This window comes from Lepagella muris (assembly GCF_004793975.1).
GTDB classification, from domain to species: domain Bacteria; phylum Bacteroidota; class Bacteroidia; order Bacteroidales; family Muribaculaceae; genus Lepagella; species Lepagella muris.
This window is the reverse complement of record NZ_SRYB01000019.1, coordinates 1-15,241: the sequence shown is the minus strand read 5'-3', so window position 1 is coordinate 15,241 and position 15,241 is coordinate 1. Positions and strand designations below refer to the sequence as shown.

The window sequence follows — 15,241 nt, the reverse complement described above, 5'->3', positions numbered from 1 at the left end:
CAAGTGTAGTTAAAAATTAAATGCCCAATTCAATCCGACGCTCACCTTACGGTCTGACGGATTGACTATCATTGCCGGGCTCCATTCTATCGACAGGTCGGGTGATATGTCGAAATGAGCGAGAGAGGCATCAACGTAAGCATCGATCATGCAAAGGAGATAGAGACCTACGCAGCATATTATGCACAAGTCGCGGTTACGCCGGTAGAAGTCGCGCCGCGACTTCATCGTGTTGGCAAGCCAGGTCTTGTCAAGGTCCTCCTCCTTCGTGGTCGAGGGGAAGAAATTCATATAGGAATTGGTAGCCGGATCGCTGTCCATAAGGTCGCGGTAAGCCTGTGTGTACTCCGTCAGCTGGTTATTGTTCCAGCTTGTGGCATAACCGAGTCCCATAAATCCCCCCACCACGATGGGGAGCTTCCAGTAACGCCGGTTGTAGACCTGACCGAGACCGGGAAACAATGCAGACATCCACACCGCACGCGTGGGCGACGGATTGAACTCCTTCTTCCCGTCAAGTCCGTAGGGGGAATCATCAGCCGTCACGACTGTCTGCACCGTATCGTTTGCCTCCTCCAAGGCATAGTCAGACGGCTCTCTGACAAGCACCTTCTCATCCAGATAGACAGTGGAATCCGGAGGTATCTCCCCGGCTGCCGATGCTGTCGTGGAAAGCATCACAGGGAGGCTGAACGCCGCAATTCCGCGGAGCAGATGCCTCACGATGATTCTCCTCTTTGCAATATGCATGTTATCGTCTATGGTCATATCAGTTCTTAATCTTCCCAAGCAGATCCATAATCTGCTGGAGTTCATCGTCTGAAGCGAATTTAAGGGTGATGGTGCCTTTCCCGTCAGACTTACGCGCAAATTTCACCGGAGTCGGGAAATACGTGGCAATCTCCTTTGCAAAGGATTCAAATCTGCCATTATCATTGCCACTCCCCTTCTTGGCAGGCGGATTGGGCGATTCCTCCTCCATGCTCCGCGCAAGCTCCTCGACACGACGCACCGACAGCTCCTCCTTCAGAATCATGTTGTAAAGCTTTAGCTGACGCTTGGGATCCGACACGGAAAGTAGAGCCCTGGCGTGTCCCATATCCAGCTTATGGTCGCGCAGACCGAGCTGAATCTCCGCAGGCAGTTTCAGCAGGCGCAGATGGTTGGCTATCGTGGCTCGCTTCTTCCCGAGTCGTTCGGAAAGACGGTCTTGCGTAAGATTATAAGTGTCGATAAGCTTACGGAAAGCCAACGCCACCTCAATCGCATTGAGATCCTCCCTCTGGATATTCTCAATAAGAGCCATCTCCGTCACTTCGGAATCCGACACCGTGCGCACGTAGGCAGGCACGCTGGAGAGTCCCGCAATCTTTGCGGCGCGCCAACGACGCTCGCCGGCGATGATCTGATAAGTGCCGTCGCCGGCATCACGCAATGAGAGCGGCTGGATGATGCCAAGCTCCCTCACCGACGATGCAAGCTCTTCCAAGGTCTCCTCATCAAACGTGCGGCGAGGCTGTCCGGGATTCGGAAATATCAGATTTACGTCTATCTCGTTGATTGCAGACGAGCCGCCCGTCTGCACATCGCCCATTGTAAAGAGGGAATCAAGCCCTCTTCCCAATGCATTTCTTTTCAATGCCATAGTTGGTTGTTGTTTTATCTTGTATCCCCTCCGGGAGTGCCTGCGCTTTAACCGCCAGGCTATCGGTTATGCTTTCTTTCTTCTGTTGCGCGATATCAGTTCCTTGCTCAACTGTCCGTAGGCTATCGAACCGCGGCTCTCCGGATCATACAGGATGACAGGAAGTCCATGACTCGGCGACTCCGACAATTTTATGTTGCGCGGAATAACGGTCGAGAACACCATATCCCCGAAATGCTCCTTCAGCTCCTCAAAAATCTGATTTGCCAGACGCAGACGGGCATCATACATAGTCAGCAGGAAGCCCTCTATCTCAAGCGCGGGGCGAAGACGAGTCTTGATGATGCGGATAGTATTGATAAGCTGCGAGATGCCCTCAAGTGCGAAATACTCCGCCTGAACCGGGATGATGACGGAATCGGCTGCCGTCAAGGCATTGACCGTAATCACGCCAAGCGAAGGGCTGCAGTCTATAAGTATATAGTCATATTGCTCTTTCAACGGTTCAAGCACGTGTAAAAGAGATTTCTCTCTCTCTCTACGATTCATCAGTTCCACCTCTGCCCCTACGAGATCTATGCGGGAACAGATAAGCTCAAGCCCCTCCACACAGGTAGGCATCACTGCCGTGGCGGCATTCGCACCGTCTACAAGACATTCATAGATTGAAGACTTTGCCTCATCTGGATTTACGCCCAATCCGGAAGTGGCGTTCGCCTGTGGATCAGCATCCACGAGAAGTACCTTCTTCCCGTCGCTGGCCAGGCATGCTCCTAAATTGAAGGCGGTAGTGGTTTTCCCGACTCCACCCTTCTGATTGGCGATCGCTATGATTTTACCCATTTATTTCGTGTGATATGGTTTTGGATTGCAAAGTAATAATTTTTCTCTGACAATTCACAATTTTTATTATTAAAGTGTCTTAACAAGACTCTTTTTTCTCCTCTATCTTCGCCTCTTCCCTTTTCAGAGTGCGGTTGAAGGCGGTCATCAATAGAACCGTGGCGACAAATAATGCCACTGAAAAACTATAATAGACGCCGACTGCCTCAAGACCCAACGGGACTGCAAGCACCACCATAATCGGTATGCCCACCACTATATAGCTGAATATGGAGATCCACAACAGTGGCTTCACCACCGACGTGCCGCGCAGCGCATTGACGTAGGTCAGCTGCACTCCGTCGCAATATTGATAGAGGATAAGCGGGATCACAAGAGGAAGTGCCGCCGCGACAACGTCGGGTTCCGGTGTAAAGACCGTCACGAGATTCCCGGTGAAGAAATAGAATATGATCGACGTGAACGTTGCCATGACAAGGATTATATGCACCCCCGCACGTGAGATGCGGCGGATACCCGACATGTTGAACGTGCCCATAAAATTGGCTACCCTGATCGAGACTGCCCAGCCGATGCTCATATACGTCATGTAGCCGAGCTGTGCTATCGTGTTGACCACCTGATAGGCGGCAAGCTGCACCTTGCCGAACCAGCCGCTGACTACGGCTCCCATTGCCCACATGCCACATTCAACGCCACTCTGGATCATAAGCGGATATGACGTCACCCAAACCTTATACCGTCGCCCGCTCCCGGCATGCTGATGACGCATGGCATCCCAATATACCCGGTAACGTCGTCTCACCCCTATAACCACCACTATCGCTATGGCGGCAAGCGTGCGAGCCGTCAGGGTGCTGATCCCCGCGCCGAGAAGTCCGAGTTCCGGAAACCCGAATTTGCCGAATATAAGCAGATAATTACCCAATATGTTGAGCACGTCGGCTCCGAGGATTATCCACATCGGGGTGGCAGTGTCGGTCGTACCGTTTGCCATCTGCTGGAAACAGTTGAACACTGCCATCGGAAGCAACGTAGCCAGAAGTATCAGGAAATACGGACGTGCTATGGGGAGAAGCTCCTCATCCTGTCCGAACCGGTCAAGAAAGAAATAAAGCACGCCCATCAGCAGCGTGAAGGCAAGCGCGAGTATGACGTTGATCTGAAGCGCACCACGCAACGTGCGTCCCGCCTCCTCATGATCCCCCTTGCCATATAATGCCCCAATCAAGGGGGTGACACCCCCCGCAAAGCCCATGAGCATGACAGTGATGATTATGAACAGGCTGTTGACAAACGCAGAGGAGGCGAGCTCATCAAGCCCGTATGCACCCACCATCATCGTGTCGGCAAAGTTAACGAGAATTACTCCAAGCTGCGTCACCAGCACGGGAAGCCCGAGTTTGACAAGGCTCACGTATGACTCTCTGTAAGATTCAGGTGTAATTTTCCTTATTAGTCTTTTTCCAACCATCTGTATTACTATCTGTTGTTGACAAAAGCCACATTCCTGAAAATGCGCTCCGTCTGATTCAGGTTGCAAAGTTAGGCAAAATTCATGACATTGAGCCCGACGCTATTGATTCTCGTGAGAATTTATGTGGAAAAAGTTGGTCTATTTTTCAGAAATTAACACTGTGATTTATTCTTTTAAAAAATTTAAACAAAAAAAGGATAATTTTGTAATGAATATAGGCGGATTTGTTGCTGAATCATAATGAAGTCGTCTAAACTTCATCTGTTTTAACATGGCATTCCACTCAATTAAATGCGCATCCGTCTTAATTTGTTAATCTAAATCCTGCGGAAACGGCAGGAATATCGTATCAGGATTATGAAAAAGTTATTACTGTCAATAGCCGTGGTTTCTTGCGCCGGACTCGCTTCTGCTTCCGTGAGTCTTGACTCTTGCCGCAACATGGCGGTCAGAAACAATAAGACCGTCAAAAGTGCGGAGGAATCCATTCGTAGCGCGGAATACTATAAGAAGGCGGCTCAAAGCGCGTATCTGCCCGGAATTGATTTCTCCGGCACCTACATGTATAACCAGCACGAGGTAAGGCTTCTTGGTGAAGACGCGAAACTCCCCACAATGAGTTTTGACCCTGCCTCACAAAGCTATCAGTACAATATCTTGAAAGGTCCGGACGGAACTCCCGTCAAAGATCCGGCTTCCGGAAGCTATATCCCTACAGAAGTGGCGGTGATTCCAAAGGAGGCGATGAGCTATGACATGCACAACGTTTTCGCCGGGGCGTTCACCCTAACCCAGCCTATATTCATGGGCGGACAGATCAAGGCTCTCAACGAAATTGCCGGCTATGGCGAGAAACTCGCAAAGGCGATGCGCAACAGCCTTACTCAGAACATAGTGTTTGCCGTTGACGAGGCATACTGGCTCGTAATCTCGCTGAAAGAGAAAAAGACGCTCGCCGAGAGTTTCGTCAATCTTGTCGATTCCCTGAGGTTTGACGTGAATGCCATGCTTGAAGAGGGCGTCGCCACAAGAAGCGACCTCCTGACGGTGGAGGTCAAACTGAATGAGGCGAAAATTGCCCTGACTAAGGTAGACAACGGACTTTCCCTATCAAGAATGGCTCTCGCACAGCTATGCGGGCTCCCTGTCAACACTCGGATGGAACTTGAGGATGAGCAATTGCAGAATGCCGGCAATGCATTGCCCGAACCGGACGTCGATATGCAGACCGTATATGCAAAACGCCAGGATCTCGAGATTATCCGGCAGGGCATAAATATGCTGAAAGGGCGCGAGAATCTTGTGAAGGGGGAAATGCTCCCGAAGATTGCGCTGATCGGTGCATACTCATTCTCAAACCCTAACGTAATCGATGGTTTTGAGAAGCGTTTCGGAGGAGGATTCTCTGTAGGCGCGGCAATCACTATCCCGATATGGCACTGGGGGGGCGACTACAACAGATATAAGGCAGCAAAAGCCGGCACAAAGGCTCAACGCCTAATGCTGGAAGACACGGAAGAGAAGGTGCAGCTGCAAGTGAGTCAGGCACGTTTCAGTTTCGATGAGGCGAAGAAGACCTTCGACATGACCGTCAAGAACCTGACGAAAGCCGATGAGAACCTACGGCAAGCGGAAATCGGTTTTAAGGAAGGGGTGCTCACCACCAACGACGTGATCGGCGCACAGACAGCCTGGCTGGCTGCCAATTCAGAGAAAATTGATGCGGAAATCGGAATACGGCTCTGTCAGACCTACCTTTCAAAGGTGCTCGGCAATCTGATTTATTAATCCCTTGCAATCCGCCTTATCAAATCCCCTCCTCATTATTCTACACATTATTCCCCACATTATTCATTTCCACGAAAATCAAAATTTCATAATATGGCAACTCTTGATCAAAATAACAATATGCCCAACGGGTATAAATCAACTCCCGCCCAATCAGGCAATGATGCGGTGTCTGCAAAAGACCGCATGTTGATTCTCACTATCGTAATCGTGCTGCTGGTTGTGGCAGCTATTGCAATTGTCGGGTTCCTTTGCATAAAGCAAGGTCCGGACACTGTGCAGGGACAGGCGGACGCCTCTGAGATACGTATCTCCGGAAAGCTACCCGGCAGAGTGGCGCAGCTCTTCGTGGAAGAGGGGGCGCACGTGAAGGAGGGTGATACCCTTGTCAGGATACATTCCACTCTCGTAGATGCAAGACTCGGACAGGCGGAGGCGATGGAGAGTGCCGCCAACGCCGCCAACGCGAAGGTGGATGCCGGCACGCGCACGCAGATTATCAACGCTGCATACGATCTTTGGCAACAGGCGAAAGCCGCTTCCGAAATTACACGCAAGACGTATCAGAGGATGCAGAACCTCTTCGAGAAAGGGGTGATAAGCGAGCAGAAACGTGATGAGGCAAAAGCCGCATACGATGCCGCCACTGCCGGCGAACATGCAGCAAAAAGCCAGTATGAGCTTGCCAAGTCGGGAGCACAGAGGGAAGACAAGGAGGCTGCACGTGCCATGGTCAACGTGGCGAAGGGTAGCGTCAACGAGGTGAATGCCCTGCTTGAAGACCAGTATCTCGTGGCTCCGTGCGACGGTGAGATAACCGAGATATATCCCCACGTCTCCGAACTCGTGGCTACCGGCGCGCCAATCATGTCGCTTCAGAAGGATGACCATTGGGTGGTGTTCAACGTGCGCGAGACGCTGCTGAAGGATATCAAGCTGGGGTCTACCCTTAAAGTCAAGATTCCTGCGCTTGATATAGAGACCAACGTGAAAGTGTTCTACATAAAGGATCTCGGCACATACGCCAACTGGCAGGCCACCAAATCCACGGGCGACTTCGATGCCCGCACTTTCCAGGTGAAGGCGCGTCCGCAGAAGAGGATCGAGAATCTACGTCCGGGCATGTCGGTGATTCTCATGCAATAATTCCATGCAACTCTGCAATAATTTCTGAAAATCACCCTATTAATATCGCAACAATATGAAGCCGACCGGATTCAAAGCCATATTCGTCAGGAGCGTACTCCAGATTGTGAGACGCCCCATTTACTGGGCGGCGTTCTTCATTCTCCCGCTTTTCTGCTTTCTCTTCCTCTCCGACCTTATGACCGACGGACTGCCCTCAAAGGTGCCGGCGGCAATGGTCGACAAAGACGGATCATCGTTATCCCGCTCTGTCACCCAACAGCTCGGCGGAATGCAGATGGTGGATCTCGTGGAGAACTGCAACAGCTATACCGAGGCACGCCATAAAATGCAGGAGGGTAAGATCTTCGGATATTTCCTTATTCCGGAAAATTATCAGCAGGATCTACTTGCCGGAAGGAAACCGGTGATTACCTTCTACACCAACATGACCTACTTCGTGCCCGCGAGCCTTCTGTTCAAGACCTTCAAGACCACGGCAATGTTCACCAAAGCCGGCATAGCGATGTCTGTGTTGGAATCTGTAGGAGTCCCCGATGATGTCATAACCCCTCTCCTGCTCCCTGTAAACATCGGCGCGAGAGCGATCCACAATCCCGGTCTGAACTATGCCATATATCTATGCAACTCCTTCATCCCATGCGTGCTGCAACTGATGATCTTCCTCGTCACGTGCTTCAGTCTCGGACAGGAGATCAAATATGGCACCTCCCGCAAGCTGCTGTTCATGGCAGACGGGTCTATCGTGAAAGCTTTGGCGGCAAAACTGCTCCCGCAGACCATTATATGGCTCGTGATTGCATTGTTCATGGAGTCGTGGATGTATAAGATCAACGGCTACCCCGTGCATGGTTCATTGATGTGGATGACAATATCGGAGATAATGTTTGTATTCGCTTGTCAGGGCATGGCAATATTCTTCTTCGGAATCTTCCCGAACCTCAGGATGTCGCTCTCGATAAGCGCGCTCCTCGGCATATTGTCATTCTCAATCGCGGCATTCTCATTCCCGATTGAGAGCATGTATCAGTCAATAGGCATATTCAGTTGGATACTCCCGATACGTTACAACTTCCTCATATATATCGACCAGGCATTAGACGGCGTGCATATATATTACTCCCGTATATGGTTTGTGGCATACATACTGTTCATGTTGCTCCCATTCACAATGCTCTGGAACATCAAGAGGAACATGCAGCGTCAGGTGTATGCCCCGTAAGCATCCGCCGGGACTGCCGTATAACCTTATTTTTAGAATCTGTCATGTCAAAAAATAGAAAATCATACATAAGACAACTCTTCGACGTATATTGCCGGGAGTTCAAGCTCGTAATTCATGATCCGGGCATACTCATATTTTTCATATTCCTGCCGATAGTATATCCCGTGATATACTCCCTGATATACAATCCGGAAGTGGTGAGGGATGTGAAGATGGTGGTGGTCGACAACGACAGGTCGGCAAAAAGTCGTGAACTGGTGAGGAATCTTGATGCCACTCAGGAGGCGTGGGTGATAGGATACGCCGCCGATATGCCGGAAGCCCGTAAGGCGATGGACTCCCACAAATGCTTTGCAATTCTTGAGATTCCCGACGGATTCGGACGCAAGATTGTACGTGGCGAACAAGCCAACGCCATGATGTATTGCGAGGCAAGCCTTCTTCTTAGATACCGTGGGTTCCTTGTGGCGTCGACCAACGTGTCGCAGGCTATGGGTGCGGAGATTCTTGCCGACAAGATCAATGGCATCGCGCCTCTTGCCGAGACAATCAGCACCGGCGACCTCATGCCGATAGATAATATCTCAATGGGCAACATCGAGAACGGATTCGATTCGTTCATAATGCCCGGAGTGCTGATTCTCATCCTGCATCAGTGCATTGTCCTCGCCGCAGGGATGGCAGGTGGCGCAAAAAGGGAACGCCCCTCCCTTATCGGGTATGATGGTGTGAACGACCAGCCCAGCGTGGCAATGACAATGTTGGGACAGATGCTCTGCTACATCACAATCCTTATCCTACCGATAATATATCTCGTGCACTACATCCCGCTGATGTTCGCATTCCCAATGGCAGGCAATTTCGCAGAGATTATAATGTTCCTGACCCCAATGGTGATTGCCGCCCTCGGCATGGGATTCATGTTCCAGGGCATCGTTTGGGAGAGAGAGTCGGTATTCGTGCTTTGGGTGGTCACTTCCGTAGTGTTCCTCTTCCTGTCGGGTCTCACATGGCCACGCTATGCCATGGCTCCGTTCTGGAAATTCGTCAGCAACTGCATCCCCGCCACGTGGGGAGTGGAGGGTTTCATACGGATGAACACCAACGGCGCATCCTTGGCGCAAGTAAGTCATGACTACACATCGCTATGGATACTTGCCGCAATATATCAGGCAGGAGCCTACTGCGTGCAGAGATGGGTGGTGCGACCATCCATACTGAAAGGCAGCAACTCTTTTGAATCGGCGAAGTCCGAAGCTATATAAATTACTGTAGTTTATAGTTGATGGTTTATTGTTGATGACCTGCTTACATCATAAACCATAAACTTTAAACCATAAACCTTAAACCTTTCGATTCAGATACCGAGCATGTTTCTTACAATCATCCATGCAGCAAACGCCACTCCCGTGGCAATTATCAATACCGGGGAATATACCCTCCTGTAAAGATGCGGTCGGCGTTCCCTGTTGAGTTCCACCCACAGAAGGAAGGCGACGAATGGCAAGGAGATAGTGACAAAAGCATTTGCCCTGAATCCCCCGGCAATATCCCCGTGCAGGAGCGCATGAAGCATCCTCTGGCTCCCGCATCCCACACATTGCAACCCCGTGAGCCGATGAAACACACACTGGGGCATGAAGGGGAACGTAGCGGGATCCACTGCAAAATAAAATACGGCGCCGATGATCACAACAAGTGTCATCGTGCGCCGTGTCTTTATATCATCCAATATCTTTCTCATCAGCTTATACCCATCAGCTTATTAGCATAATGGGGAGATAGAGTGTTGACGTCAGCAATCCGAGCACAAACGACACTATTATCCATATCTGTGCACGGTCTGATGCCTGACGTGCCCCCTGGATATCACCTGCAATGTAGCGTGTGCTTACCTGTGAGGAGAAGATGATCGCCACGATGCCGGGGATGAAGCAGCAGAATACTGTCGCAAGCACCGACCATATCATATAAGTAGACGGCATGGGAGATTCCCCCTGTGCAGGCGTAGGATTGAACGGCGTGCCCTGCATACCGTTGGGAGCGGTAGCGTTAACCTGTGGGGATGCGGGTTGTGCCGGTGTGGGTCCTGCCGGTGTGGGTTGTGCCGACGGAATCGGCGGTGGGGTGGTTCTCACGCGTGATTCATCGAAATCTATCTTCAGCGTCTCCGCCCATTCCTCATCCACGCTCTTAGGCTCCTTTTTTTCAAGATTGATCTCCTGACGGGCAGCAGCCGGACGTTCCAACGCATTGACCACCTCTATCGGAGCCTCCTCCGGACCGGTCAGCGTCACTACCTTACCGGCATACTCGCTCTCCACTGATTCCGGAAGTATACCCTTAAAGTCATCAAGGGCGATAAGCTCCACACCTCTCTCCTTCAATAGAGCCAGCAATTCGGAGGCGTCATCCCGTAGACGTTCGCGCGACATGAACACCGTCTCGATGCCAAACGGCTGTAGAAGTTCTATTATCTCGGCATTCTCTCGGTCAGTGACCACGAGACTCACCCTTATCCTGTTGCCCTCATTAAAGAGCGACACTACACGCCTTGCAGACTCTCCGCTACCCGACGCAAATATGGCGATATTCTTCATATACTGGCATAATTAATTCCCCTCCATCCCTCAAAAAGACGGGCAAATAGGGTCAAATTCATTTCAATCCCCAAATTTATAAAAAATTTATGGATTAACCCATAATTTCTTGAAGTTAAGTTCAGAAGTTAGTTAAACTTGCTGCATCTCGACGAGACGGCGGTAATGTCCGTTGAGGGCGATCAGCTCGTCGTGCGTGCCACGCTCCACGATACGCCCCTCGTGCATCACGCAGATAAGGTCGGCATTGGCTATTGTCGAGAGACGGTGGGCAATGACTACCGTCGTGCGGTCCTTCATCAGCCGCTCCAATGCCTCCTGCACAAGCCGCTCGCTCTCAGTGTCGAGTGCCGAAGTAGCCTCATCAAGTATCAGCACCGGCGGATTCTTCAGCACCGCCCGCGCTATGCTGACGCGCTGACGCTGACCGCCCGACAACCGGCATCCCCTGTCGCCAACCATCGTGTCAAACCCGTCGGGCGTCTCCATGATGAAATCGTAGGCATTCGCTATCTTTGCCGCAGCAATCACCTCCTCCATCGTGGCATCCGGCGCACCGAAAGCGATGTTGTTGAAGAAAGTGTCGTTGAATAGTATCGCCTCCTGATTGACATTACCCATCAGCGAACGCAATTCACTCACGCGATAATCCCTCACATCGGCTCCATCCACTTTCACCTCACCCTTGTCGACATCCCAGAAACGCGGGATCAGATCGACCAACGTAGATTTTCCCGAACCGGACTGACCGACAAGCGCAACCGTCTTACCCGGCTCGATATCCAGATTTATATCCTTCAGCACGTCTCGCTCCCCGTCATAGCTGAACGACACATTCTCAAAATGTATTGATCCACCCACTCTCTTCACAACCTCAAGATCAACTGGGTTTGCAGCATCCTTTATCGGGTTGTCGGCATCAAGAATCTGGTCTATACGTTTCAACGACGCCATACCCTTCTGAATGGAATATGACACCTTCGACAGCTCCTTCGCCGGATTGATGATACTATAGAATATCACCATATAATAGATAAACCCCGGTGCATCTATCGAGGTGTCGCCACCGAGAATGAGGGTGCCGCCATACCAGAGCACAATCGCAACTGCCATAGTGCCGAGGAACTCGCTCATTGGGTGAGCCAGCGAATAACGGCGCTGCATGCCGTTGCAGATGGTGCGGTACTGTTCAGTCTCGCTGTCAAACAGCCCCTCCATCTGACGCTCCGCATTAAATGCCTTCACCACGCGCAAGCCGCCGATGGTCTCCTCCGTGGTCGAGAGGATTGCGCCCAAAGTCTCCTGAGCCTTCATCGACGATGCCTTCAGCTTCTTGCCGACAGTGCCCATCACCCATCCGGCTATCGGCAACAGGATAAACACGAATACGGTGAGCTTCCAACTCAGCACGAGCATCACGAAGAGATAGCCGATTATCTGGATAGGATTCTTTACAAGGGCGGAAAGGCTCGATGCCACCGACACCTCCACCTCCGTCACGTCACCCGACAGACGCGACATTATATCCCCCTTGCGCTCGTTGGTGTAGAACCCGATAGGCAACGACACTATCTTAGCATACAGGCGGTTGCGGATATCACGCACCACGCCGTTGCGGAGCGGGATCGTAAAGAAATCGCTGAAATAGGCAGTGATGACCTTCACGAAAGTGGCGACCACAAGCGCGGTAGCCATCATGGCAAGTGTCGTCGACTCGCCAAACCGGCTGATCAGGTCGGTGACATACCAGTAGAAATTATTGATAAGCACATCCTGAAAGTCACCCTCCCCGAATTGCATGTAGCTATATTCCGTAGTGTCAAGTTTAAACAGGATTTTCAATATCGGCATGATGAATGCAAACGAGAAAATCGTGAAAAACATGGTCAGGAAATTGAAGACTACGCTCCAGACGACGTTCCACTTGTAGGGACGGGCGAAACGCCTGATAAACATTAACAGATCTTTCATCTCATCTTAATTGATTTTGCGGCGATCATGTAACCATTACACGCGCCGCTTACGCTTTAAGCGGCATTTGCGGCTACAAAATTAATTATTTGGAAGAGTTGCACAAAGAAAAGAAAGAAATAAAAGAAATTATTTTTGTTTTAATTCTTTAAAAAACTAATAAATTTCTTTCTTTTATTTTTTTTCTTCGTGTGATTCCGTATCAGTTTGTATCGGTTTGTATCGCTTGTATCGGGGTGAAACAACCGATACAAACGCTCGTAGGAGCACACTTTATAATTTATTCCCATTTCGGTGGTTACTACCATCTTATTAAGAATGTTCTTTTGTTGAATTGTCTTTAGACAAAAGAGATTGAAGTTCATTGATGTCCGGCAATGTTCTTCTTAGATTTTCCGGCATTTCCTGTGCTGTTCGGTAAGTTGCAACGCCCATAGGCTTATCGTAGTCGCGCACCAGAACTTCAACAAACTGACGATTAGCATCTTGACATAAAATAATACCGATAGTGGGATTTTCATGCGGTTTCTTTTCTGTCATATCGTATGCCGTCAGATAACCGCTGAGTTGACCGAGATAATTGGCTCTAAATTTTCCACGCTTTAGTTCTACTATGACGCTCGCATTTAGCTCCCGATTAAAGAAAACAAGATCGGCAAACATCTCTTCTCCTGCAACAATAAGTCGATGCTGGCTGCCAATAAAAACGAAATCGTTTCCAAATTTAAGAATGAATTGTTTGATGTTTGCCACGATTTGGGTTTCAATGACTTTTTCGTTCCAATCCTGCTCTTTTTCTCCGATATTTTCCAAATTAACCATCTCAAGCATGTATTCATCTTTGAACGCCATTACTGCTTTAATGGCATATTCGGCTTCAGGAATAGCGCGAAGAAAGTTGCTGGGCAGAGAACCTCGTTTTGCGTATAGGTCATCTTTCAAGAAATTTTTAAGTGTAGTGCTTGTGCTGCACAATGGATGTAAAATAGACGCTCCGTTACATCTTTTGTGCGAGTGATAATCTCAATGTGATGCGAGAAGCTAATTTTAATAAAGTCGTCCCATGAGAAAGAAATCCCAACAGGTTGAAGAATAAGATTGTACAACAAATGCTCATCAACCTTGATTTCATCCAACACCGTAGGGAGAATTTCATCGTTAGATGAATTATTCAATGATTGTGTAATTTCGCCCAACACTGTTGGACGAATTAGAATGGACTGCCATTCTTCATAAAAAGAACGCATTCTCTTCAATGCCGATTCAGAAAATCCTCTTAATCCGGGAAGTTCTCTCTGTAAAAGAACTGATATGGATGCAAGAGCTTTAGTTCCCCAAAATCCTGTACGGGAATTTTCGGATACAAATTTACCCACACCGAAGTATAGAGAGAGTGTTTCACAATTTACGGCTGATGCACTTCGATAACGGCTGCGTTCAATAGCATGTTTAATCACATCTGCCGCCGTTGCATATTGTGAAAGGTCTGAAGGGTATGTTTGTTTCATGTTTTATTTGCTTTTTAGAGTGCAAATTTAGTGAAATTTTATGGCATTTAGGCTATATCTTTGAGCGATAGCAGACGATAGTCTGAATTGAGCAGTCGTTTTAGATTTGATTTGAAATCGTTACCCAGACTAATTATATTAACACAGAACGCTGATTTCCCGCCAAACACACGATTTGCCAAATTTACTCATTATACCACAGGTCATTATGACAAATAGATATAAACCACATATTGCCTATCGGTTGCTTGAAAGATTAGTCAGTATTATAAGACCCCATTTTTAAGAGATAAAGTTATCTGATGGACACACGAAGAAAAGAAAGAAATAAAAGAAATTATTTTTGTTTTATTTCTTTAAAAAACTAATAAATTTCTTTCTTTTCTTTTATTTCTTAGTGTGATTCCGTATCAGTTTGTATCGGTTTGTATCGGTTGTATCGCTTGTATCGGTTGTTTCACCCCGATACAACCGATACAACCGATACAAGCGATACAAGTGAAACAGGCGATACGTGCGGTTAGAGGTTGGCTTTTGTCAGGCAGCGTTGCACTTTGGCGAGGCTGATACCTAACTCGGAGGCTATGTCTCGGAAAGTCTTTCCGTTACGCCGGAGTTCTACGATCTTGTTATTAATCAAGTTGATCTCCTTGTCATCCTTCTCTCTCAGATGGTGGGCTTCCCTGTCATGTCCGATCTCATTGAAATGCAGATAACCGTTGGGTTCCTTGACGATATCAGCCACTATCACGTTGTCCTCACCATATTCAAAGGCACCGGAACGGCATTTTATCTGCTTGATATACCGCAGGTTCTCATCTTTGGCACTTCTGCCGATTGCAAACGCACTGTCAAAGAAGTTCATCAGTTTCTTACTTCCGGCAAGGGTGTTCTGGTCAATCGGGTTACGTAGACTCCGTTTCGGGGTGTGGGCAATGACAAGAATACTCCATCCGTGGTTCTTCTTCAGCTGCACAAGCCGAGCCATCAGTATGCCTGCGGCATCACCATTGTCAGACGAGTTGCAGATCCATGTCA

General features: G+C 49.1%; 11 protein-coding genes and 2 pseudogenes. 4 read left to right on the top strand and 9 right to left on the bottom strand.

From position 1 onward, the window contains the following. Window positions 1-9 precede the first annotated feature (9 nt). From E5331_RS12525 to E5331_RS12510, 4 genes are all read right to left on the bottom strand, one after another. Window positions 10-768: a DUF5683 domain-containing protein gene (locus tag E5331_RS12525; RefSeq protein WP_123483852.1), complete on the bottom strand. Its 759-nt coding sequence runs from the start codon at window positions 766-768 to the stop codon at window positions 10-12. A 1-nt stretch (window position 769) separates the two neighbouring features. Beyond that, entirely contained in the window at window positions 770-1,645 is an 876-nt protein-coding gene (locus E5331_RS12520; protein WP_123483853.1) for a ParB/RepB/Spo0J family partition protein, read from the bottom strand. Between the two features lie 66 nt (window positions 1,646-1,711). Then, on the bottom strand, window positions 1,712-2,488 hold the full coding sequence (locus E5331_RS12515; protein ID WP_123483854.1) for a ParA family protein: 777 nt from the start codon (window positions 2,486-2,488) through the stop codon (window positions 1,712-1,714). Window positions 2,489-2,567: 79 nt separating this feature from the next. After that, a complete protein-coding gene (locus E5331_RS12510) occupies window positions 2,568-3,962 on the bottom strand; it encodes an MATE family efflux transporter (protein WP_123483855.1) in 1,395 nt (464 codons plus the stop codon). Window positions 3,963-4,322: 360 nt separating this feature from the next. Here E5331_RS12510 and E5331_RS12505 point away from each other — a divergent pair, with 360 nt between their 5' ends. The 4 genes from E5331_RS12505 (at window position 4,323) to E5331_RS12490 (ending at window position 9,389) form a co-directional block, all read left to right on the top strand. Then, window positions 4,323-5,753 carry a TolC family protein gene (locus E5331_RS12505; RefSeq protein ID WP_135985217.1) on the top strand — a complete coding sequence of 477 codons (1,431 nt, stop codon included), beginning with the start codon at window positions 4,323-4,325 and terminating at the stop codon, window positions 5,751-5,753. A 186-nt stretch (window positions 5,754-5,939) separates the two neighbouring features. Beyond that, complete coding sequence (locus tag E5331_RS12500) at window positions 5,940-6,899, top strand: HlyD family secretion protein (RefSeq protein WP_275441206.1); 960 nt, start codon at window positions 5,940-5,942, stop codon at window positions 6,897-6,899. 55 nt (window positions 6,900-6,954) lie between these two features. Continuing rightward, entirely contained in the window at window positions 6,955-8,121 is a 1,167-nt protein-coding gene (locus E5331_RS12495) for an ABC transporter permease (protein WP_123483857.1), read from the top strand. A gap of 44 nt (window positions 8,122-8,165) precedes the next feature. Next, window positions 8,166-9,389 (top strand): ABC transporter permease, encoded by a 1,224-nt coding sequence (locus E5331_RS12490; protein WP_168355227.1) that lies wholly within the window; start codon window positions 8,166-8,168, stop codon window positions 9,387-9,389. A 92-nt stretch (window positions 9,390-9,481) separates the two neighbouring features. Here E5331_RS12490 and E5331_RS12485 read toward each other — a convergent pair whose 3' ends face one another. The 5 genes and pseudogenes from E5331_RS12485 to E5331_RS20405 form a co-directional block, all read right to left on the bottom strand. Next, complete coding sequence (locus E5331_RS12485) at window positions 9,482-9,868, bottom strand: DUF2752 domain-containing protein (protein WP_123483859.1); 387 nt, start codon at window positions 9,866-9,868, stop codon at window positions 9,482-9,484. Window positions 9,869-9,881: 13 nt separating this feature from the next. After that, window positions 9,882-10,724 (bottom strand): CD225/dispanin family protein, encoded by an 843-nt coding sequence (locus tag E5331_RS12480; protein ID WP_123483860.1) that lies wholly within the window; start codon window positions 10,722-10,724, stop codon window positions 9,882-9,884. A gap of 132 nt (window positions 10,725-10,856) precedes the next feature. Further along, a complete protein-coding gene (locus E5331_RS12475) occupies window positions 10,857-12,695 on the bottom strand; it encodes an ABC transporter ATP-binding protein (protein ID WP_123483861.1) in 1,839 nt (612 codons plus the stop codon). A gap of 312 nt (window positions 12,696-13,007) precedes the next feature. Beyond that, a pseudogene (locus tag E5331_RS12470) lies at window positions 13,008-14,203 on the bottom strand (PDDEXK nuclease domain-containing protein). A 520-nt stretch (window positions 14,204-14,723) separates the two neighbouring features. Continuing rightward, window positions 14,724-15,241: pseudogene (locus E5331_RS20405) on the bottom strand (AAA family ATPase); the annotation flags it as partial.